Origin of the sequence: Dyadobacter sp. BE31 (assembly GCF_031457695.1) — a bacterium.
In the GTDB taxonomy this organism is placed as follows: Bacteria; Bacteroidota; Bacteroidia; order Cytophagales; family Spirosomataceae; genus Dyadobacter.
Window position 1 is genome coordinate 599,288 of the sequence record NZ_JAVDXA010000001.1, and the last position, 20,056, is coordinate 619,343.

Sequence of the window (20,056 nt, forward strand, 5' to 3'; positions counted from 1 at the left end):
TGATCAAAAAAGTAAAAAATAAACTACGGGGTAATATCAACGGCGCCGGATGCCGAAAGCTTGCGCTTGGTATCGTCGTCCAGTTTCCATTCTTGTGTGAAGTAATTATCGATCAGCAGGTTGGCAGCTGAATCTTTGAAAAAAATAATGTCTTTGAATTCCGGAAGCTTGCGGTGCACAATCGATACAAACGGAAAACCCTCATCTTTCACCCCGGTCCACCAAGGTAAACCCGAACTTACAGCTATGTAATGGCCTTCCATTGGCAGTATATAAAACAGCCCATGCGCTGTATCGCCTTTCTTTAAATGCACGGGAAGCATATCCGCATGCTTTGCGATCAATGCATTGGTTTCTTTTGTGCCAAACAATATGAGATTTGAGCTTTCAATATCGCTCGGGCGCACTTCCTTGTCCGCCAGCACGCGCGGGAAGAACATGATCCGCCCCAAAAACTCGCCCCTGTACTGCGACCAGCTCGCAGCCTGCGTAGCAATGTCGACGCGCTTTCTCAGCTCCTCAGGCGAAGGGTTATCCGCCGTCCCATACACATACACATGACGCGAAGCAAATGCGGCATATATCGGCCCCTCGGCGCCCTTTTTCTTGCCTGTGTAAATGGACATGATGGTCGCACCCTCCACGGCCCATTTGCCACCTGCCGACTCACGGAACAAGGTTACCACGCTATCCGTCCTCGCATTCACATTCGAGCCGTCGATTTTCAATGTTAATGCAGCACCCGGCTTGAATTTCGGATGATTTTTCAGGTTCAGGGTAAACTTTTCCAGGTTCTGCGTCTTGATATCCAATGCATTCTCCTTCGTAAACTTAGCATCGATTTCAGCCAGTTTTCCAGCCGCGATTCTGTTGAACGTTACCCAAAACGCCTTATCATACTTGTATTGCTTGCTCACAAACCGCACGTGATCGGGGTGCGGGTTCCGCTTGTAATCATCAAACCATTGGAAAATGTATTCGCTGTCGTAAGCATTCACCCAGCTGTCGTGCTTCACGTCGACAAACTCCTTATAACTCACTTCTGCGCCCAGGTCCTGCAAAGTCGCTACCCATTTCTGGGTACCCGCCACCGGCACCACCGGATCGGCATCGCCGTGGAAGAAATGCACAGGAAAGTTGGTCGCGTTAGGCGCGAGCTCAAATGTACCTGCGGGTGGTGCGGGGCACACGGGCGCGATGGCCGCCCATATATCCGGGCGCGTGAGGCCGATCCATAATGTACCGCCGCCGCCCATGGACAGGCCGGTTAGATAAGTACGATCCTCGTCGATTTTAAAGCGCCTTTTGACATCAGCCAGCACATCGTACACATCCTGTTCGGGAACGCCCTGGTAACCGGCTGTTCCGCGTGCGTACGGTGAGGCCACAATGTAGTCCACATTGTCCCATTTCGGAAAGTAGCGGGTAGCTTCTACGTCGGTTTCGCCTTCGGCATTGCTCTTGCCAAAAACCCGGCGCAATGCAAGCCGATGATTAGAACCGGCACCGTGCAGCATGATCACGAGCGGGTACTTTTTGTTTTCGTCAAAGTTTTGTGGAAGATATAGGCCGTAGGGCTGCTCGGTATCGTCGGCGTCGGAGAAAAATGTGAGGACCTGAGGGCCGGAAGGCAATTTCTGTGCAAGAACGTCGGCATGAATGGCTGCAAGACTGAGCGTTAGACTCAGTACAGCGTTTTTCCAGTTAGATCCCATTAGTTATACGAATTTTCGATGGCTAAATATAAATAAAAAAGGCAGGTCTTTCGACCTGCCTTTTTAGCTACTTGTGCTTTCGGAGCATTGCAAATCTAGTTTGCGAGCTCTTCTTCCTTCTTGCGAACACTAATAACGAGTTGTTCACTCTTTTCTTCATGATCGGCCACCAATACATCGCCTTCACGCAGGTCGCCTTTCAATATTTCTTCCGCTACGGGATCTTCCAGGTATTTCTGGATCGCCCGGTTTAAAGGACGTGCTCCGTATTGCGGATCGTAGCCTTTGTCGGACAGGAAGTCTTTCGCAGCGATTGTCAATTCTATTTCGTAACCCAGACCTTTCACGCGGCTGAACAGTTTGCCCAGTGAAATGTCGATGATGCGGTGCAGATCTTCGCGTTGCAGCGAGTTGAACACGATCACATCGTCGAGACGGTTCAGGAACTCCGGAGAGAATGCTTTACGCAATGCGCTCTGGATGGTACCTTTCATAATGTCGTCCTGGTTCTCAGCTCTTGCTTTGGTAGAGAAACCGATTCCTGTTCCGAAATCTTTCAAATCACGCGCCCCGATATTCGAAGTCATGATGATGATCGTGTTACGGAAATCGACTCTTCTGCCCAAACCGTCTGTCAGAATACCGTCGTCGAGTACTTGCAACAGGATATTGAACACATCCGGGTGCGCTTTTTCGATCTCGTCGAGCAATACAACGCTGTATGGTTTGCGGCGGATCTTCTCGGTCAGCTGGCCACCTTCTTCGTAGCCTACATATCCCGGAGGCGCTCCTACCAGGCGCGATACGCTGAATTTCTCCATGTATTCGCTCATATCGATACGCACCAGCGAGTCGTCTTTATCAAACAGATAAGTCGACAATACTTTTGCAAGCTCGGTTTTACCTACACCGGTTGGTCCAAGGAAAATGAATGAACCAATTGGTTTCTTAGGATCTTTCAAGCCCACACGGGTACGCTGGATCGCTTTCACCAGTTTCTCGATCGGCGGGTCCTGACCGATAACTTTCGCTTTCAACTCATCGGCCATGTTCAGCAATTTCTTGCCTTCATCCATTGATACGTTGGTCACAGGGATACCCGTCATCATCGCAACTACCTCAGCTACATTCTGTTCTGTAACGGTATAACGTTTCTGCTTGGTTTCCTCTTCCCACGCGAGTTTAGCCCTTTCCAGCTGATCGATCAGTTTTTTCTCACGATCTCTCAATTGGGCAGCCTCTTCATATTTCTGGCTTTTTACAACCCGGTTTTTCTCTTGTTTGATATTCTCAATTTGTTCTTCGAGCATCAAGATATCCTCGGGTACCGTTATATTGCTGATATGCACACGAGCGCCTACTTCATCGAGTACATCGATGGCCTTATCCGGCAAGAAGCGGTCTGTGATATATCTTTCGGACAGTTTCACCGCTGTGCTGATCGCCTCAGGCGTATAGTTCACGTGGTGGTGATCTTCGTATTTGTCCTTGATATTGGTCAGAATCTGGATCGTTTCTTCGATCGAAGTCGCATCCACCATTACCATCTGGAAACGACGGGCCAAAGCGCCGTCTTTCTCGATGTACTGGCGGTACTCGTCGAGTGTGGTAGCTCCGATACATTGGATTTCCCCGCGTGACAACGCCGGCTTGAACATATTCGAAGCGTCCAACGAGCCCGATGCACCACCTGCGCCCACGATCGTGTGAAGCTCATCGATGAACAGGATCACATCCGGTGATTTTTCCAGCTCGTTCATGACCGCCTTCATTCTTTCTTCAAACTGGCCGCGGTATTTGGTACCGGCCACCAGCGAAGCAAGGTCGAGCGTCACAACGCGCTTGCCGAAAAGCACACGTGATACTTTTTTCTGAACGATCCGCAATGCAAGACCTTCTGCGATGGCTGTTTTACCAACCCCCGGCTCACCGATCAGGATCGGGTTATTCTTTTTACGGCGGCTAAGGATCTGGGCTACGCGCTCGATCTCTTTCTCACGTCCGACGATCGGGTCGAGCTTGCCTACTTCCGCCATTTTGGTTAAATCCCTTCCAAAGTTATCCAGGACAGGTGTACGGGATTTTTCAGCACCTTTGGATTCTTTACCGGAAGAAGAGCCACTTCCACCACCAAACATTCCGCCTCTGGCTTCATCATCCCCGTCTTCGGTCTCCGGCCCCATATGAGGTCTGGATCCGGATGATTGATATTCTAACATTTCCTTGATGACTTCGTAGTTAACATTGAACTTATGCAATATCTGGGTCCCTACATTGTCTTCGTCACGCAATATCGAAAGAAGCAAATGCTCGGTGCCGATGAGCGTGCTTTTGAAAATTTTAGCTTCCAGATATGTAATCTTCAATACCTTCTCCGACTGCCTCGTCAGAGGGATATTTTGTAAATTTTTAACGTTGTTTGTGGCTGCACCTTTGGTTGCCTGCTCGATCGTCTGGCGGACGTCGTCCAGCGATACGCCGAGTTTTTTAAGCAACCCTATGGCTACACCATCTCCCTCACGGATCATTCCTAATAACAAGTGTTCTGCACCAATGTAATCGTGACCCAGGCGGAGGGCTTCTTCCCGGCTCATTGAGATTACCTCTTTCACTCTATTCGAAAATTTTGCTTCCATTGTGTAGCAATAAAAAGTGTTTATGTATTCTAAACGCTACTTGATCCCCGTTTGTTCAAAATAGCTTTTATTGAGACTTACAGGATCTTAACAAAACACTTTTTGCTTCCGGCCCCATATTAAACAGTAAATCAACAATACTTAAATTCCCCACAAAATCATTCCCGAAGGTCTGGTAATAAGGTGCAGGGCTGTAATATTTATGCAAATCAGGCTGTTTTCGGTTGTTAATGAGTGAAATAGCGTTTACAACCGCATTTTCATCCATTTTGACTCCTGACAAATTGTACTGAATGTCCTTTTTTATACCACTCAATCTAAGACAAATTGTCAACAATTCATAGTTCAGATCGACGAGGTATGCCAGCTTCTTTTCGTAAACACGCTTGAACTCGTGGGCGTAATACTCGTAAAAAGGAGACTTTCCGTAGGCTGACTGCAGGCAACCCAGATGGCGCCGCGTCCAATCCTGGTTATAGTCGATCAAAATATCTTTCGTGGAGCTCGCTGCCTCATATCCTTTCACAGGGATCGTCAGCGTATCTATTTTATTGGTAGTGAGTACATTGCAGCGATTTCTGTAAGTCTGCTTCACATACCTCTCCTCAACGTCAATGTAGACCCGGTCGTACTGTAATATACAAGTAAAATACTCTAAACAAGGCAGATACTGCAATTCAATCCGTACTTCCGTGGACTGATCCTCTTTAACTAAAAAATCCGACACTATCAAATATGGTAAAGGCTTATGATATTATCAAAAAATTTATAATAATTATTTTGCACAGTCAACAATGTTCAACAGCAACTTAAATCATTACAATTTTTGACCTCAGAGAAAGATACTTACATCGCCCAAACCTTCCCGAATGATCTCAAAATCATCGCCGTCGGCCTTCACAATCGTAGACGCCACATTGCCCCCGTACCCGCCGTCGACCACCATGTCCACTTGGTGCTGAAACTTCTCGAAGATCAGTTCGGGGTCGGTGGAATACTCGATAATTTCGTCGTCGTCGCGAATGGAAGTCGTCACGATAGGGTTCCCTAACTCTTTTACGATCAAACGGGGAATAAGGTTGTCTGGCACCCTGATTCCGACCGTTTTTTTATTGGTATTCAAAAGCTTAGGTACATTACTGGTTGCTTCGAGAATGAAGGTATACGGTCCCGGAAGTACCCTTTTCATCGTTTTGAAGGCAGTATTCCCCACTTTCGCGAAGTCGGAAATATGGCTCAGGTCGTAGCAGATAAATGAAAAGTCGTTTTTCTGAGGCTTGATGCCTTTGATACGCGCTATTTTCTCGACTGCGCGGGTATTGTAAATGTCGCAGCCAAGACCGTACACCGTATCAGTCGGGTAAATCACCAAACCTCCGTCGCGAAGGCAGTCTACTACCTGACGGATTCGACGCTCGTCAGGATTTTGGGGATAAATTTTAACAAACTCAGCAGGCATAAGGGAAATTTAACTTTTTGACCTAACAAAATCAAAACGCAAATCCTTCCTGCGGTGTTATTTTTTTTAAGTTTTCGATGTAGAACCTGTAAGCAAAATTCACCGGCAAATGCAGCCTGCACATCAGTACGATCAGCTCTGTCTGCAAGCCCGGATTCTCGATATAGTTCAATAACCGGCGAAACCGCACGGCCAGCTCGAACTCCTGCGCGTACAGACATTTACGTATGAATGTACGTATGCGCGCGGCCAAAAGATCGAACTCCTTCTGATCGCGGTTCAGGTCATAGGCTTTGTTGCAAACGGCATAGTAGGACTGCAACATTCCGCTTCCCTTTTTGTAAACGCCGGTTGATAGCGAAGTTTTCAGTACCCGCTTTTTGGTCAGGATTTCGTCCAGGTAGAAATATTTGAAACGAACCGACGAGCGGACCCAAAAATCAAAGTCCTCAAATGCCAGGGTTTCGTCATAGCCGCCGAGCTGCTGCAATGCGGCCGTCCGCATCATCATGGTAGGCGTGCAAATGAAATACCTTTCGAGGATATTTTTGTAAACGTCGCCCGACGGCACCTTGCAGGCTGCCTTACCCCTGTTATCAGTTTCGTAGTGGTAATGCAGCTGCTGACCGGCCTTTCCGATGTACCGAGCATTGGTAAACACCACGGCGTATTCCTCAGAAAGTGTTTCGAAAGCTTCCACCTGCTTTTCGATCCGATCGGCGATCATCACATCGTCGCCTGAAAGATCAATTACGTATTTGCCTTGGGCAATGGCTAAGCCCTGATTGAAAGCCCGGCAAAGGCCCACATTGTGGTGGTTGCGAATTACCTGGAAGGCGGGCGCCTTTCCTTTGAAACTTTCGATCACACCCAGCGTATTATCTTTGCTCGCATTATCGATGACGATCAGCTGGATGTATGGATAAGTCTGGTAAAAAACGGAAGTCAAAGCTTCATCAATGTACTTCTCCTGATTGTATGCCGTCAGGATAACTGTAACGAGTGGTTTTTCCAAGTTTGTCATGTCGTGCGCTCCATGCGGTCCCTTCATTTACGGTGGTACATTCGGAGGGGGATAAGGGCACCGCAGCACAAAATTACCAACAACAAACCGGAGATGCCGATAATGTTATTATCCGGCAAATCACCGCTTTACAACGCGCTTCGAAGTAAGCCGCCCGCGCGCCCGGTTAATGCTCGCATTGATTTCGAAACCCAGAATAATCACAAATGCAAGCAGATAAATCCAGATCATCAGGGCGATCATCGTGCCGATAGACCCGTAGAGCTTGTTGTAGGAGCTGAAACGGGATAGATAAAAGGAAAATCCGTACGTAGCTGCGAGAATGAGAATGGAGGCGATCACCGAGCCCGCATTCACGAACGTGAACTGGCGCCCGTGCGAGGGCGCAAACCGGTAGATAATCGAGATCGTCAGCATCAGCGAACCAAAACTGATCACATAACGCAGGATATTAAGCAAGGCAATGAGCCAGTTATCGCGGATAATGTGCCAGTCGCCTATGATATTCATCACGGCATCTCCGACGATCAACAAAACGACTGAAAGAAAAAGTACCGCGATCAGCAGCAACGTAAGCATCATCGCGATGCCCCGGATGGCCAGAAAACCACGCGTTTCTGTATCATCATACACCATATCGAACGCCCGCATGAGCGACATCATGCCGTTGGTGGAGGCAATCATCGCGAAAATAAAACCGAGCGAGAGCACTCCGGAACGTGGCCGGCTCACAATGTCCAGGATCGTCTGGTCGGCGGCCTCGAACGTGCCGCGCGGCATATTGTCACGGAGCAATGCGAAGATCATCTGATCCAGGTTTTCGATCGGGATGTAGGGAATGAGCGTAAAGAGGAAGATTATTCCCGGAAATGCGGCCAACGTGAGGCTGTAAGCCACTGCCGAAGCCCGCTGATCGATCTCGTGCTTCTTGTTGCTGTTGACCAGGTTCAGGAGAATATCATACAACGACACCGTCCCCCGGAAGAGCATCGTTTGCTGCAACCAGATAATAAGGCGCTTGATGTGGCGGTTTATCAGCAGTTTTTCAAGCATAACCGGCCGCGTGTTATCCCTTTGATTCAAAATAGGGTTTCAGTTTTTCCAGCAGTTTATCGGGCGCCGGGCATAATTTGCCGGTATCCATTCGCTGGAAAACCAATGTGGTATCCCCGGTATTGAGCAAAACACGTTCCTGATTACGGATTTCATAGGCAAACCGGATCCGCACACCAGGCAATTCTTCTATCTTGACCAGAATATTCAGCTCGTCGTCATAACGGGCTGGTTTCAGGTATTTGTAATGGCATTCATAAACGGGCATCATCACACCCGAATCTTCCATCGCTTTGTAATGAAAATCCAGGCTGCGCAACGCCTCTACCCGGCCGATCTCGTAGTACCGCGCATAATTTCCGTAATACACATATCCCATCTGGTCGGTATCGGCATACCGCACCCTGATGCCCTTAACTTCGTGAACAAACATCCTTACTTCATGATTTTCAACCGGTTCAACTCAGCCTGATAGAGGCGCGCATTGTTGAGGTGGTCGGTATAATTGGTGGCAAAAGCGTGATACCCCGAAAGGTCGGCTTTGGCACACATATAAGTATAATCGTGCTTTTCGTAATTCAAAACCGCGTCCAGCGAGTTGAAATCCGCGACACGGATCGGGCCCGGAGGCAAACCGGTGTTAATGTAGGTATTGTAAGGCGATTTAATCATCAGCTGCTGGTTAAGAATCCGTTTGATCGCAAAGTCCTGCAATGCAAATTTGATGGTCGGGTCGGCTTGCAACGGCATATTGGCGTGCAGGCGATTGATATACAAGCCTGCCACGCGCGGGCGCTCATCGACTTTACGAGCCTGCTCTTCTTCCACAATCGAAGCCAGGATCGAAACCTGAACCGGAGTCAAGCCGATTTCTTTGGCTTTCGCGATCTTCTCGTCGGTCCAAAACTTCTTGTATTCGCTATGCATGCGATCGAGGAATTTCTCGGTGCCGGTGGTCCAGTATATTTCGTAAGTATTGGGCAGGAACATCGAGACGATCGTCAATGTATCGAGGCCATATTTGTTGCAAACCGTCGGGTCATTTAATGCCTTGCGGAAATTGTCTTCACCAAACTCGAAACGGGAGCCAATGCGCTTGATCAGGTCTTCTTTTAAACGGATATTATTGAATGTCAGCTTCACCGCATCCTGGCTGCCCGATGAGAGCTTTTTGATCACCTCGTAGTTGTTGCTTTCAGGCTTGATCACGTACCGGCCTGGCTTCACTTTTTCAGTGTATTTCAAAAATTTGGCCAGAAACTGGAACGAAATATGGTCGTTGATAACCTCGTAACGGTTCAAAGAGTCCAGCACCGTTTTGTAGGTAGCGTTTTCAGGCACGAGCAACACGAAGCTCGATTTTTTATCGACCTGCAAATTCGGCGTCCGGAAGATCTGCCAGAAATAGAAAGTGAAGGTGGTGACCAGGATCGCGATCGTGATGAACAATCCTATTCTAAAATTGCGCGACATATGTTTTAGCTGTCGGCCTTCGGCAGTCGGCCGTCGGCTTTTGTTTTTTCTTGTTTACAAATTGATTTCAAATGGTATGCCGAAACGCTTCGCCAGCTCATCGAGTGACAAAACTACCGGTTCGAGCAATTGGATGCCATTCACGCCGCGTACCGCTTCCATTTCACGTTCAGGATCGCCGGGGATAAGCACCTTTTCGCCATCCACAGCCCGCGCATTACGGAATGCACCGATCCATTTGTCCATATCCGCCTTAAACTCGTCGGCCGGCCGGAAACCGTCTACACGCATCGCACCCACGAAATGCCCGGTCCCCAATCCCACGCTCTGCTGCACGCCCATGAAACCGGCGGTAGCGAACGGCGGCACCCACGGTCCAAAGTTAGCACCGGAAAGCACTCCGGAAAAAATATCCACGATCGCTCCCAGCCCATAACCTTTGTGGCTGCCATGCTCGCGGTCAGAGCCCAACGGCAGCAAACCGCCCCCGCTTTTCACGGCATTGGAGTCCGTAGTAGGGTTACCATCCGCGTCCTGTGCCCATCCCAGCGGCGCAGGAAGGCCCTTTCTTTGCAATATTTCAAATTTGCCATAGGCTACTGCCGTCGATGCAAAGTCTGCCACAAAGGCAGGCTCTGTCAATGCCGGCACTGCAACGGCAATGGGATTTGTACCTAATAATTTATCCAATGAAAAGGTTGGGGTAACGAGCGGCGCGGCATTCGTCATCGTCCAGCCGATCATATCCTTTTGCAATGCGAGCATCGCGTGATAGCCCGCAATGCCGAAATGGTTCGAGTTTCTCACCGATACCCAGCCCGAGCCTACTTTTTCGGCCTTTTCCATCGCAATTTCCATGGCTTTGGGCGCCACTACCAATCCCAATCCGCGATCTCCATCCACCACAGCCGTGCTCGGCGTTTCATAGGCGATGGTTACATTCGGTTTCGGGTTCAGGCGACCGTGGTCGTAGAGCCTTACATACCCTGCCAAACGGGCTATTCCGTGTGAATCCACACCCCGCAAATCCGCGCTGACCAACACTTCTGAAGCCAGCCGGGCCTCTTCCTGAGAACACCCTATTGCCAGAAAAACTTGCTCAGTAAAATGTTTTAAATAACTGGCCTGATACATATACGTCAAATAATGAACTTCTTGCTAATTTTGCCCTACCGCCAGCCAACGCGTCCTGCGCAGCGCCCGGCGTGCAAATATGGAAATTAAAAACTCATTCCTCAAACGCATCATCAGCTACTTCATCCGGGGGCTTGTGCTGGTGGCGCCGCTCTACGCGACCGTCCTCATTATCTGGTCGGGCGTCGAATATCTCGACAATATCCTTCCCATTGAAATCCCGATCTCGAATCAGCAGATGGTCTATCTGCCCGGCCTGGGCGTGCTGATCATCATTTTCGGCATTATCCTGCTCGGTTTCCTGTTCTCGACGATCGTCCCGCAGTCTTTCTTCAAGTTCACCGAAAGCATTATGCGCCGCATTCCGCTGGTGAGTTTGATCTACTACTCCATTAAGGACCTCATTCTCGCATTTGTAGGGGATAAAAAGAAATTCAACCAGCCCGTACTGGTGACGATGTATAAGGATACTGATATCAAAAAGATCGGCTTCATCACCCAGACGGACCTCAGCCACCTCAAAATCGCGGACCATGTAGCCGTGTATATGCCGCTCTCCTATTCGCTTTCGGGCGAACTTTTCATTGTACCCGCCGATAATGTAACGCCCGTTGACGCCAAAGCGACGGATGTGATGAAGATGCTTGTATCCGGTGGTGTATCTGTAAAGGTTTCGAAGGAAGAAACGGCTGAGGACGACTAGTTTAACCCGTTTTTAATGAGCAACAATGCAACAGTTGTGCCCGTTTAAGAGAATGATTCCCTATATTTGAACCATTCTTTTAGTACTATGAGACAACTCCTTCCCATTGTCGTTTTGCTGTTCCTGGGGAATATCAAAGCATGGTCGCAAGACCATTATGACCCTAAAAAAACCCTTTCCAGCGAAGAACTCTTTCTGAAACAGGGCAACAGCAGCCGGGTAATTGCTACGCCGGGACAAAAATATCTGGTACTCGACGCATCACCCGTGATCGGCGGTTTCCACCGGTACCGTTTCTTTCCGGGAGACAATATCAAATTCCGGATGAAAAACGAAACAATACGCTTCAACGAAACGATAGCGTCCGTGGACGACTCCGCATTTACCATCGGGGTAGTCAATGAAGCTGTTGGCCGGATGGATTATCAGCGCATATTGCTCGAAGATATCCGCCTGATGAAAGTTTCCAGAAGGATACCCTTCGTTTCCCAGGCTGCCCCATTGCTTCCGCTGGCCGGTTTGATCTTCATCGGGGCCGATTTCTTCAACAAAGGCGTCGATAACAAACGCTACACGACCGACACTTCGACGCTCGTCATCGGCGGCTCGCTCATGGCTGCGGGGTATATTTGTTATAAATTCACATTCGCTTCCCTGAAAATCAATTCCAGGAATAAGCTGAAAGTGCTTGAAACCTATTAATTGCGAAACACCATATCTGAAAAGTGAAATCCATTCTCGTTCATCCCCCCCAACAATCCATACGTGCTGAAATACAGCTTGCCGCATCCAAAAGTGAATGTAACCGCGCGCTGATCATCAATGCGCTTACCGGCTTCCAGTCCGAGCTAACCAACATTTCCGAAGCCCGCGACTCGCAAACCATGCTTCGCCTGCTCAATTCCGACGACGCTGTGGCGGACGTGATCGACGCAGGAACGACGATGCGCTTTCTGACAGCCTATTTCGCGGTGACTAACCAGAAAAAAACCATGACCGGCACGCCTCGTATGTGCGAGCGCCCGATCGGGATCCTGGTGGATGCGCTGCGCAAGCTCGGGGCGGATATTACCTACGAAAAAGTGGAAGGCTACCCGCCGCTCCAACTGAATGGTTTTAATTACTCGGGAAACAATGAGCTGACCATGCGCGGCGACGTGAGCAGCCAGTACATTTCGGCATTGCTGATGATCGCACCGCAATTACCTGCCGGTTTGAAAATCAAACTCGAAGGCGAGGTAGGTTCAAGACCTTACATTGAAATGACTTTGAACCAGATGGCGCATTTCGGTATTGAATACATCGCCGACTGGGAGCACAATACATTGACTATCCCTGCATTTAAATACCAGCCCAAACCTTACGCGATCGAATCAGACTGGTCGGGTGCGAGCTACTGGTACAGCATTGTGGCATTAGCCAAAGATGCGGAAGTGGAATTGCTCGGATTGAAGAAAAACTCGCTGCAAGGCGACAGCGCCATTGTCGACATTATGCGCCACCTGGGCGTGGAAAGCGTTTTCACCGACCGCGGCGTACTTTTGACTAAAATCCCTGCGAAAGCATCCCTCGGCTGGGATTTCACTAATTGCCCTGATTTGGCCCAGACCGTAGCGGTTGTTGCTGCCGTTAAAAAGATCCGCCTGTCGCTTACCGGCATCGAAAGCCTCAAAATCAAAGAAACCGACCGTGTGTTTGCATTGCAGCAGGAGCTCAAAAAGCTCGGCTCGGAGCTGAAAGAGGTCGAAAAAGATCATTTATACGAAGTTACGACCCTTACCGACATCCCGACTGACCCGATACCGTCCATTCACACCTACGACGACCACCGTATGGCGATGGCGTTCGCGCCTGTGGGCATGGTGAGCGACATCCTGATCGAAGAGCCGGGCGTGGTCGTGAAATCCTACCCTGGTTACTGGAAAGACCTCGCGAAGGTTACCACCTGGGAAGAAGTTTAGAATATTCACCATCTGGAATTGTTTATGGAAACTGTCTGGTCGTTCCTGGCATCGGTGCCTGTTTGGCTTTACATCATTCTGGTTATTGCCATCATTATTGCCCTCCGGGATGTATTACAAAAGAGGCACACCATTCAGCATAACTTTCCCTTGGTAGGGCATTTCCGGTACATGATCGAGACGATCGGGCCGGAACTGCGCCAGTACATTGTCGCCAACAACCGGGAGGAGCTGCCATTTAACCGCCGGCAGCGCTCCTGGATTTATGCCTCTTCCAAAAAGGAGAACAACTACCAGGGCTTCGGCACCGACCAGAATATGCAGGAAGCGGGTTACGTGCTCATCAAACCCGCCATGCTTCCCTATCGCGTGGATTCGACGCACAGCCACCACGTCAAAAACGGCAACGATCCGCACCATTACACCATTCCGAGCGCCAAGGTCATTGGCGCGTACCACCAACGCAAGCGCCCTTACCGTCCGCGCTCGATCGTGAATGTGAGCGCGATGAGCTACGGATCGCTCTCGGCACGGGCTATTGAGTCTTTAAATAAAGGTTCCTTCAAATTCGGCAACTACCATAATACCGGCGAGGGCGGACTTTCTCCTTACCACAAATATGGAGCGGATGTGGTTTTCAATATGGGAACCTCGTACTTCGGCGTGCGTGATGAGGACGGGAATTTCGTGATGGATAAGCTGGTGCAACTGATGCAGAGCAATCCGGCGGTTCGGATGATCGAACTGAAACTATCGCAGGGCGCCAAACCCGGCAAGGGCGGTGTGCTGCCGGCGAGCAAAATCACGGCCGAAATTGCTGAAATCCGCGGTGTACCCATCGGGAAGGACGTTGTTTCGCCACCTTACCACAGCGCATTCTCGAATGTGCGTGAGATGATCGACTTCATCGAAGCAATGGCTGCCGAAACTGGTTTGCCCGTGGGCATTAAATCAGCCGTGGGTAAAACGGAAATGTGGGAAGAGCTCGCCGATCTCATGGTCGAAACCGGCAAAGGGCCGGACTTTATCACCATCGATGGGGGCGAGGGAGGTACCGGCGCGGCCCCTCCGTCATTTGCAGACCACGTGTCGCTGCCACTCGTTTTTGCATTCAGCACGGTTTATAAAATATTCCAGAAACATAACCTCAACGACAAAATTACCTTCATCGCTTCGGGCAAACTTGGTTTGCCTGCGCAGGCCGTAATGGCATTTGCGATGGGAGCCGACATCATTAATGTAGCCCGCGAGGCCATGCTTTCGATCGGCTGCATTCAGGCGCAGAGCTGCCACACCAACCGCTGCCCTACCGGCATTGCCACCAACAACAAATGGCTGGAATCGGGCATTGATCCGGCACTGAAAAGCGAGCGGTTCAACAATTACATGAAAACCCTGGCGAAGGAGATCATCGAAATCACCCACGCTTCGGGTTACGAGCACCCTTGCCAATTCGGTATGGCGGATATCGACATTTCGATGGGCGATAACAACCGCACCATTACATTGGCTGATAATTATGGTTATCTCAAAACCGTCGTACCTTTCCCCGGCATCAAAGCATTGCTCGAATGCGACCATCTCGGCGGCCGAGACATACCGGGCGAAAAAGTAGCCTAACCACAGGATAACCGCCACAATTTTGCCTTTGGAGAAGTATATGGAAAAAGAAGCAATGAACGTTGCTTTCAAAAAACCGTGTCCATGAAAAAAACTTTACTGCTTACCGCATTTGCATTCGTTATAGTCCAGGCTGCCGTTTTCGCACAGAGTTATCCGAGATACCTGGTCCTGTTTAAACAAAAATCGGAGGGTACATATTCTCTGGATAAACCTACCGAGTTCCTGTCGCCACGTGCCGTCGACCGCCGCAAAAAGCAAAATATCCCCATCACGGAAAATGACCTGCCGGTAGAACAAATCCATCTTTCACTCATACGCCAGACGGGCGCGAAAGTCATCTACCCTACCCGTTGGTTCAATGGTGCATTAATCGAGGCATCCGACGCCCAGCTGGCCCAAATTAAGGCAATGCCCTTCTACAAAGGCATTGAGTTGAACCTTCCGGTAGCTAATATCACCTCCAAATCGCCCGGCATTGCCCGCACCGCAGCCACGCATCAGAAGCTCGGCACAACTGCCGATATCGATTACGGTAAAATGAATACCCAGCTCGCCCTCATGGAAGTGGCCGATATGCACAAAAAAGGCTTCCAGGGTGAAAACATGCTCATTGCCATTCTCGACAATGGTTTTGCAAAAGCTGATGAAGTAGCCTATTTCAAACAGCTGCGTGACGAAAAACGAATTATCGACACCCACGATTTCGTTGCGCGTGACGGGAATATCTACAACGACGGCTTCCACGGCCTGAATGTCATGTCGACCATAGCCGGTTACTTGCCCGGCACATTGGTAGGCACCGCATTCAAAGCCTCATTTGCATTGTATGTAACAGAAAATAATGCGGGCGAATCGCCCTATGAAGAAATCACCTGGCTCATGGCTGCCGAACGTGCCGACAGCCTCGGCGCGGACGTGATCAACTCCTCGCTCGGCTACACTACATTCGAGGACGAGTTCGACTCCCCTGCCTACAACCATACCTATAAGGACATGGACGGCAAAACGACGATCGTGAGCCGCGCTGCGCGTTACGCGACACGTAAGGGTATTCTGGTTGTAAATTCGGCTGGTAATGACGGAAACAACAGCTGGCACTACATCGGAGCACCGGCCGATGTGGATTCGGTACTGACCGTCGGGGCGACGAACTATGATCGCAGCTATGCCTCGTTGAGTTCGGTGGGGCCCAACTCCGCAGGCGTGCGGAAACCCGACGTTGCGGCGGTCGGTGCGGGAGCTACCATCGGAGATCTGAACGGCGGCGCATCCAGCGGCTATGGCACTTCATTTTCAGCTCCGCAAATCGCCGGGGTAGCTGCTATTCTCTGGCAGGCGTTTCCGAATCTGACGGCGCAGCAGATTATTTATGTACTAAAAAAATCGGGGCACCTGGCGGCAACACCCGACAATATGCTGGGTTATGGCGTCCCCAACCTGATCAAAGCCCAGGAAATAGCTCAAAACGAATTTTCCCCGCTGGGTACCGAAGGAGAGCTCCTGAGCTCCGTCATTCTTTCGCCCAATCCGGCACAGGATGAAGTGACGCTGACCATTCCACAAACATTGATCGGCAAAACAGCCCATGTGAGCGTGTACGCAGCAAACGGCGCGACCATGCACGCAGCAGCGGCACGCCTTACCGGCAAACATACCATTGCTACCGGCCAGTTGGCATCCGGTCTTTACCTGGTTCGCCTCAAAGTGGACAACCAGGAAAGAACGCTGAAATTTATAAAGCGCTAGTTTTCCTGACCATCCGCATAATCGACTCCGAGTCGTTCGAATGCTGTACCTCGGAGACAGGCACCCATTGCACGTCCTTGGATTCGCTGTTTAATACAATTTCCTGCCCTTCGGCTGCTTTGAATGCGAAGCGGATATCGTAATGGTAGTGCTCCGGTATTTCTTTGTTAGCAGGAATTAAATGCACATCGACGTCGAAAATCCCGTCTTTCAATGCTTGCAGGTTGGTAATACCGGTTTCTTCCATTACCTCTTTCATCGCTACCTCGCGCACATCGGGATCGCCGTCGCAATGGCCGCCGGGTTGGAACCAGCGGTCGAGCTTGCGGTGATGCATAAGCAGTACCGCATCCTTCCCCGGCGAAAGCACCCAGCCGGAGGCCGTAATGTGCCCGATCAGCAGGCTACGTTCGAAACATTCGGGATGTTGTTTCACAAAATTGACCGTATCGCTGTGCATTTCAGCCTCTAAGCCCTGCTCCGGTTCGTACGATGCGAGCAATGCGAGCAAACTGTCCCTATTCATTTAGACTATCTGGTTTTTTCGTTCTAATTTCACCACAAGTTTAACACTGAAAGCAATAAACCACCTTATTCAATCAATGAAAAAGTATCTATTATCCATGTCCCTCGCTGCCCTCATGGCAACCAGTGCAATGGCACAGCGCGTGCCGGCACCCAGCCCCGCAGCCACCGTAATGCAAACCGTAGGTGTAACCGATTTCACCGTTAAATATTCCCGTCCGTTCATTAAAGGCCGTAAAGTATTCGCCGATGCCTCTGCGCTCGCTCCGTACGACCAGATCTGGCGCACCGGTGCCAACATGGCGACCATCTTCGAGTCTAGCACAGAGTTTACATTCGGCGGCAAAAAAGTGCCTGCCGGCAAGTATGCATTGTTTTCGATCCCTAATGGCGCTGCGTGGACGGTTATTTTGAATAAAAACTATGAGCAGGGCGGTACCGATAACTATAAAGAGTCGGAAGACGTAGCGCGTACAATGGTTGTCCCTACTTCCAGCGAATACAATGAAGCATTCAAAATCGAAATCGAGCCGGTGACGGACAGCACCGCATTGCTGAACCTTTCGTGGTCGTCGGTGACTGTACCCGTTCCTCTTGCGGTAAGTACCGAGTCGCTCACCATGACCGCTTTGAACAAAGCCGTTGCCGAGAAGCCCGAGGACGTAGCTACATTACAAAGCACGGCTGCTTATATGCTTTCAAAAGGCAAGGATTTGCAGGTAGCATTGTCATTGGCTGATAAGGCCATTGGCTTAAAGGAATCATTCGGTGCATTATGGACCAAAGCGCAAATCCTCAACAAACTGGGCAAAACCGCGGAAGCGATCCCTGTGGCTCAAAAAGCATTGACGGTAGGCGCAGCCGCTCCCGACGGTGCTTACAACTTCTACAAGCCGCAAGTTGAAAAGGCCATCGCAGATATGCAAGCCAAAGCCGCACCGGTGAAAGAAGCTGTTTCGACCGTTAAAAAGAAGAAGAAATAAGACAGTATTCTTTGAATGCAGAGACCGCCGGCGATTATCCGGCGGTCTCTTTTTTTACCTGAAAAAGCGGGGAACGCTCCATCCATTGCGCACCGCCAGAATGCGGAGCACAATGATCACGAGGGCCGAAACGATGAATGTTGTATTTCGCTCTACGCCGAGCCCATCGAGGATCAGGTACACGCACGCACCGCTGAAGCACGCGGTAGCGTATACTTCTTTCCGGTAAATGATCGGGATTTCGTTTGTCATCATATCGCGGATCACCCCGCCCATGGTGGCGGTAAAAACGCCCATGATCACGGCGATTTCCGGCCTTACGCCCAGGTTCAATGCCTTTTCAGTCCCCACCAAAGTAAACAGCGCAATTCCGAAAGTGTCGAACAGGAATAGCGTTTTCCGAAGCCTGAGCAGGAATTTGTAAAAAATGAATGTGACTAAAATACCCAGGATAATGGCGTGGATGATCGTGATATCGCTGATCCACACCAACGGGTAGCTGTCCAGCAACACATCGCGCAGCGTACCGCCGCCGATGGAAGAAATAAAGGCTGTGAAGCTCGCACCAAACCAATCCTGGTGCTTCTGATCCTTCACAGCCAATGCGCCGGAAATCGCGAATGCGAATGTCCCGACGATCTCTAATATATATTGAATGCTCATCCCGCGACGAATATTACACCGCTACCGGAGCCTTGATACCCGGCCACGGGTTGTAGTTCACGAGCTCGAAATCCTCGAATTTGAAGTCCAGCACGTTTTTCACCTCCGGGTTCAGGATCATTTGCGGCAATGCGCGCGGTTCACGGCTCAGCTGCGTTTCTACCTGCTCCAAATGGTTGAGGTAAATGTGGGTGTCTCCACCGGTCCAGACGAAATCGCCCAGATCGAGGTCGCATTCGCGGGCGATCATCATCGTGAGCAATGCATAGCTCGCAATGTTGAAGGGCACGCCCAGGAACACATCCGCGCTGCGTTGATATAGCTGACACGAGAGTTTTCCTTTCGTTTCACCAGCTTCGGTATCGGGCGGCGCTACATAAAACTGGAACAATGCGTGGCATGGATGCAGTTTCATTTGCGGCAGTTCCGACGGGTTCCATGCCGAAACGATAATGCGGCGCGAGTCGGGCGAGTTTTTGAGTTGTTTCAAAACCTCCTGCAACTGATCCACCGATTTGCCGTCGGCACCTTCCCAACTCCGCCATTGTTTGCCGTAAACCGGTCCGAGGTCGCCGTTTTCATCAGCCCACTCGTCCCAGATCGACACGCCGTGCTCTTTCAGGTAACCGATATTGGTATCGCCTTGCAGAAACCACAACAGCTCGTGGATGATCGATTTGGTATGCACTTTCTTGGTCGTCACCAGCGGGAAGCCCTTTTTAAGGTCGAAACGCATCTGGTAGCCGAACACGCTGATCGTGCCGGTGCCGGTCCGGTCGGTTTTCCTGACGCCCTCTTTCAGAATGTGGCGCAGCAGGTCGTGGTATTGTTGCATGAGTTATTTAAGCTGAGGCAATTTCAACGTCGTAAGTAATGGTCGCCAGCGCTTCCAGCTGAGCGGTTGCGGAGCAGTATTTCTCCATCGAAAGACCGATCGCGCGCTGGATCTTGGCCTCGTCGAGGTTCACACCCGCGAATTTAAATGTCAAATGGATTTTACGGAACGGCTTGCGCTGGGTATCCGGCTCCTGCTCGCGGTCACCATCGGCTACGATGCGGAAATCGGTGATTTCCTGGCGCTGCTTTTTGAGAATAAGCACCACATCGATAGCGCTGCAACTTGCGAGGCCCATCAGCAACAGCTCCATCGGCCTCACGCCGAGGTTCTGGCCGCCGATTTCAGGCGAGCCGTCGGTATGTACTTTTACTTCGGAGGAACCGGTGCCTTCGAAATGGAAGGCGTCATCTACGCGGACTAGTTCTACTTTCATAATGTTTGCCTGCTGTTTCGCAGGCTGTCGTTAATTTATCAATATGGTGCGAAGCTCCTGTTTCGTACCGACTATTCGGAGGCCTCT

At 50.2% G+C, this 20,056-nt stretch carries 19 protein-coding genes; 6 read left to right on the forward strand and 13 right to left on the reverse strand.

Annotated elements, in window-relative coordinates; all coding sequences use genetic code 11:
* Positions 1-23: 23 nt before the first annotated feature.
* From J2Y43_RS02640 to J2Y43_RS02680, 9 genes are all read right to left on the reverse strand, one after another.
* On the reverse strand, positions 24-1,715 hold the full coding sequence (locus J2Y43_RS02640; protein ID WP_309981383.1) for an alpha/beta hydrolase-fold protein: 1,692 nt from the start codon (positions 1,713-1,715) through the stop codon (positions 24-26).
* A 95-nt stretch (positions 1,716-1,810) separates the two neighbouring features.
* Positions 1,811-4,351 (reverse strand): ATP-dependent Clp protease ATP-binding subunit, encoded by a 2,541-nt coding sequence (locus tag J2Y43_RS02645; RefSeq protein ID WP_223401305.1) that lies wholly within the window; start codon positions 4,349-4,351, stop codon positions 1,811-1,813.
* A gap of 67 nt (positions 4,352-4,418) precedes the next feature.
* On the reverse strand, positions 4,419-5,078 hold the full coding sequence (locus tag J2Y43_RS02650; protein WP_309981382.1) for a WbqC family protein: 660 nt from the start codon (positions 5,076-5,078) through the stop codon (positions 4,419-4,421).
* Between the two features lie 105 nt (positions 5,079-5,183).
* The gene (locus tag J2Y43_RS02655; RefSeq protein ID WP_106596006.1) at positions 5,184-5,810 is read right to left on the reverse strand and encodes an L-threonylcarbamoyladenylate synthase; all 627 of its coding nucleotides are present in this window, start codon (positions 5,808-5,810) and stop codon (positions 5,184-5,186) included.
* Between the two features lie 31 nt (positions 5,811-5,841).
* Entirely contained in the window at positions 5,842-6,834 is a 993-nt protein-coding gene (locus J2Y43_RS02660) for a glycosyltransferase (protein ID WP_309981381.1), read from the reverse strand.
* 120 nt (positions 6,835-6,954) lie between these two features.
* Positions 6,955-7,887, reverse strand: coding sequence for a YihY/virulence factor BrkB family protein (locus J2Y43_RS02665; RefSeq protein ID WP_309981380.1), 933 nt, complete (start codon positions 7,885-7,887; stop codon positions 6,955-6,957).
* A 13-nt stretch (positions 7,888-7,900) separates the two neighbouring features.
* Entirely contained in the window at positions 7,901-8,320 is a 420-nt protein-coding gene (locus J2Y43_RS02670; RefSeq protein WP_223401301.1) for a thioesterase family protein, read from the reverse strand.
* 2 nt (positions 8,321-8,322) lie between these two features.
* Positions 8,323-9,360, reverse strand: coding sequence for an endolytic transglycosylase MltG (mltG, locus tag J2Y43_RS02675; protein ID WP_309981379.1), 1,038 nt, complete (start codon positions 9,358-9,360; stop codon positions 8,323-8,325).
* Between the two features lie 54 nt (positions 9,361-9,414).
* The gene (locus J2Y43_RS02680; protein ID WP_309981378.1) at positions 9,415-10,494 is read right to left on the reverse strand and encodes an Ldh family oxidoreductase; all 1,080 of its coding nucleotides are present in this window, start codon (positions 10,492-10,494) and stop codon (positions 9,415-9,417) included.
* 79 nt (positions 10,495-10,573) lie between these two features.
* Between J2Y43_RS02680 and J2Y43_RS02685 the strand changes: the two genes are divergently transcribed.
* The 5 genes from J2Y43_RS02685 (at position 10,574) to J2Y43_RS02705 (ending at position 16,527) form a co-directional block, all read left to right on the forward strand.
* Positions 10,574-11,197, forward strand: coding sequence for a DUF502 domain-containing protein (locus J2Y43_RS02685; RefSeq protein ID WP_309981377.1), 624 nt, complete (start codon positions 10,574-10,576; stop codon positions 11,195-11,197).
* Positions 11,198-11,284: 87 nt separating this feature from the next.
* Complete coding sequence (locus J2Y43_RS02690) at positions 11,285-11,899, forward strand: hypothetical protein (RefSeq protein ID WP_309981376.1); 615 nt, start codon at positions 11,285-11,287, stop codon at positions 11,897-11,899.
* A gap of 23 nt (positions 11,900-11,922) precedes the next feature.
* Positions 11,923-13,158, forward strand: coding sequence for a 3-phosphoshikimate 1-carboxyvinyltransferase (locus J2Y43_RS02695; protein ID WP_309981375.1), 1,236 nt, complete (start codon positions 11,923-11,925; stop codon positions 13,156-13,158).
* Positions 13,159-13,182: 24 nt separating this feature from the next.
* A complete protein-coding gene (locus tag J2Y43_RS02700) occupies positions 13,183-14,778 on the forward strand; it encodes an FMN-binding glutamate synthase family protein (protein ID WP_309981374.1) in 1,596 nt (531 codons plus the stop codon).
* 84 nt (positions 14,779-14,862) lie between these two features.
* On the forward strand, positions 14,863-16,527 hold the full coding sequence (locus J2Y43_RS02705) for a S8 family peptidase (protein ID WP_309981373.1): 1,665 nt from the start codon (positions 14,863-14,865) through the stop codon (positions 16,525-16,527).
* Here the strand turns inward: J2Y43_RS02705 and J2Y43_RS02710 are convergent.
* Complete coding sequence (locus J2Y43_RS02710; protein WP_309981372.1) at positions 16,514-17,053, reverse strand: NUDIX hydrolase; 540 nt, start codon at positions 17,051-17,053, stop codon at positions 16,514-16,516. The two genes, J2Y43_RS02705 and J2Y43_RS02710, sit on opposite strands and share 14 nt — an antisense overlap.
* 76 nt (positions 17,054-17,129) lie before the next feature.
* On the opposite strand from J2Y43_RS02710, the gene J2Y43_RS02715 reads away from it, so the two are divergent.
* On the forward strand, positions 17,130-18,035 hold the full coding sequence (locus tag J2Y43_RS02715; protein ID WP_309981371.1) for a DUF2911 domain-containing protein: 906 nt from the start codon (positions 17,130-17,132) through the stop codon (positions 18,033-18,035).
* A 54-nt stretch (positions 18,036-18,089) separates the two neighbouring features.
* Here the strand turns inward: J2Y43_RS02715 and J2Y43_RS02720 are convergent, their stop codons facing one another.
* The 3 genes from J2Y43_RS02720 to J2Y43_RS02730 are packed head-to-tail and all read right to left on the reverse strand — an operon-like array spanning position 18,090 to position 19,969.
* Complete coding sequence (locus J2Y43_RS02720; RefSeq protein ID WP_309981370.1) at positions 18,090-18,698, reverse strand: trimeric intracellular cation channel family protein; 609 nt, start codon at positions 18,696-18,698, stop codon at positions 18,090-18,092.
* Positions 18,699-18,711: 13 nt separating this feature from the next.
* Positions 18,712-19,533 (reverse strand): thymidylate synthase, encoded by an 822-nt coding sequence (locus tag J2Y43_RS02725; RefSeq protein WP_309981369.1) that lies wholly within the window; start codon positions 19,531-19,533, stop codon positions 18,712-18,714.
* Positions 19,534-19,540: 7 nt separating this feature from the next.
* Complete coding sequence (locus tag J2Y43_RS02730) at positions 19,541-19,969, reverse strand: OsmC family protein (protein WP_291199239.1); 429 nt, start codon at positions 19,967-19,969, stop codon at positions 19,541-19,543.
* Positions 19,970-20,056: the final 87 nt, after the last annotated feature.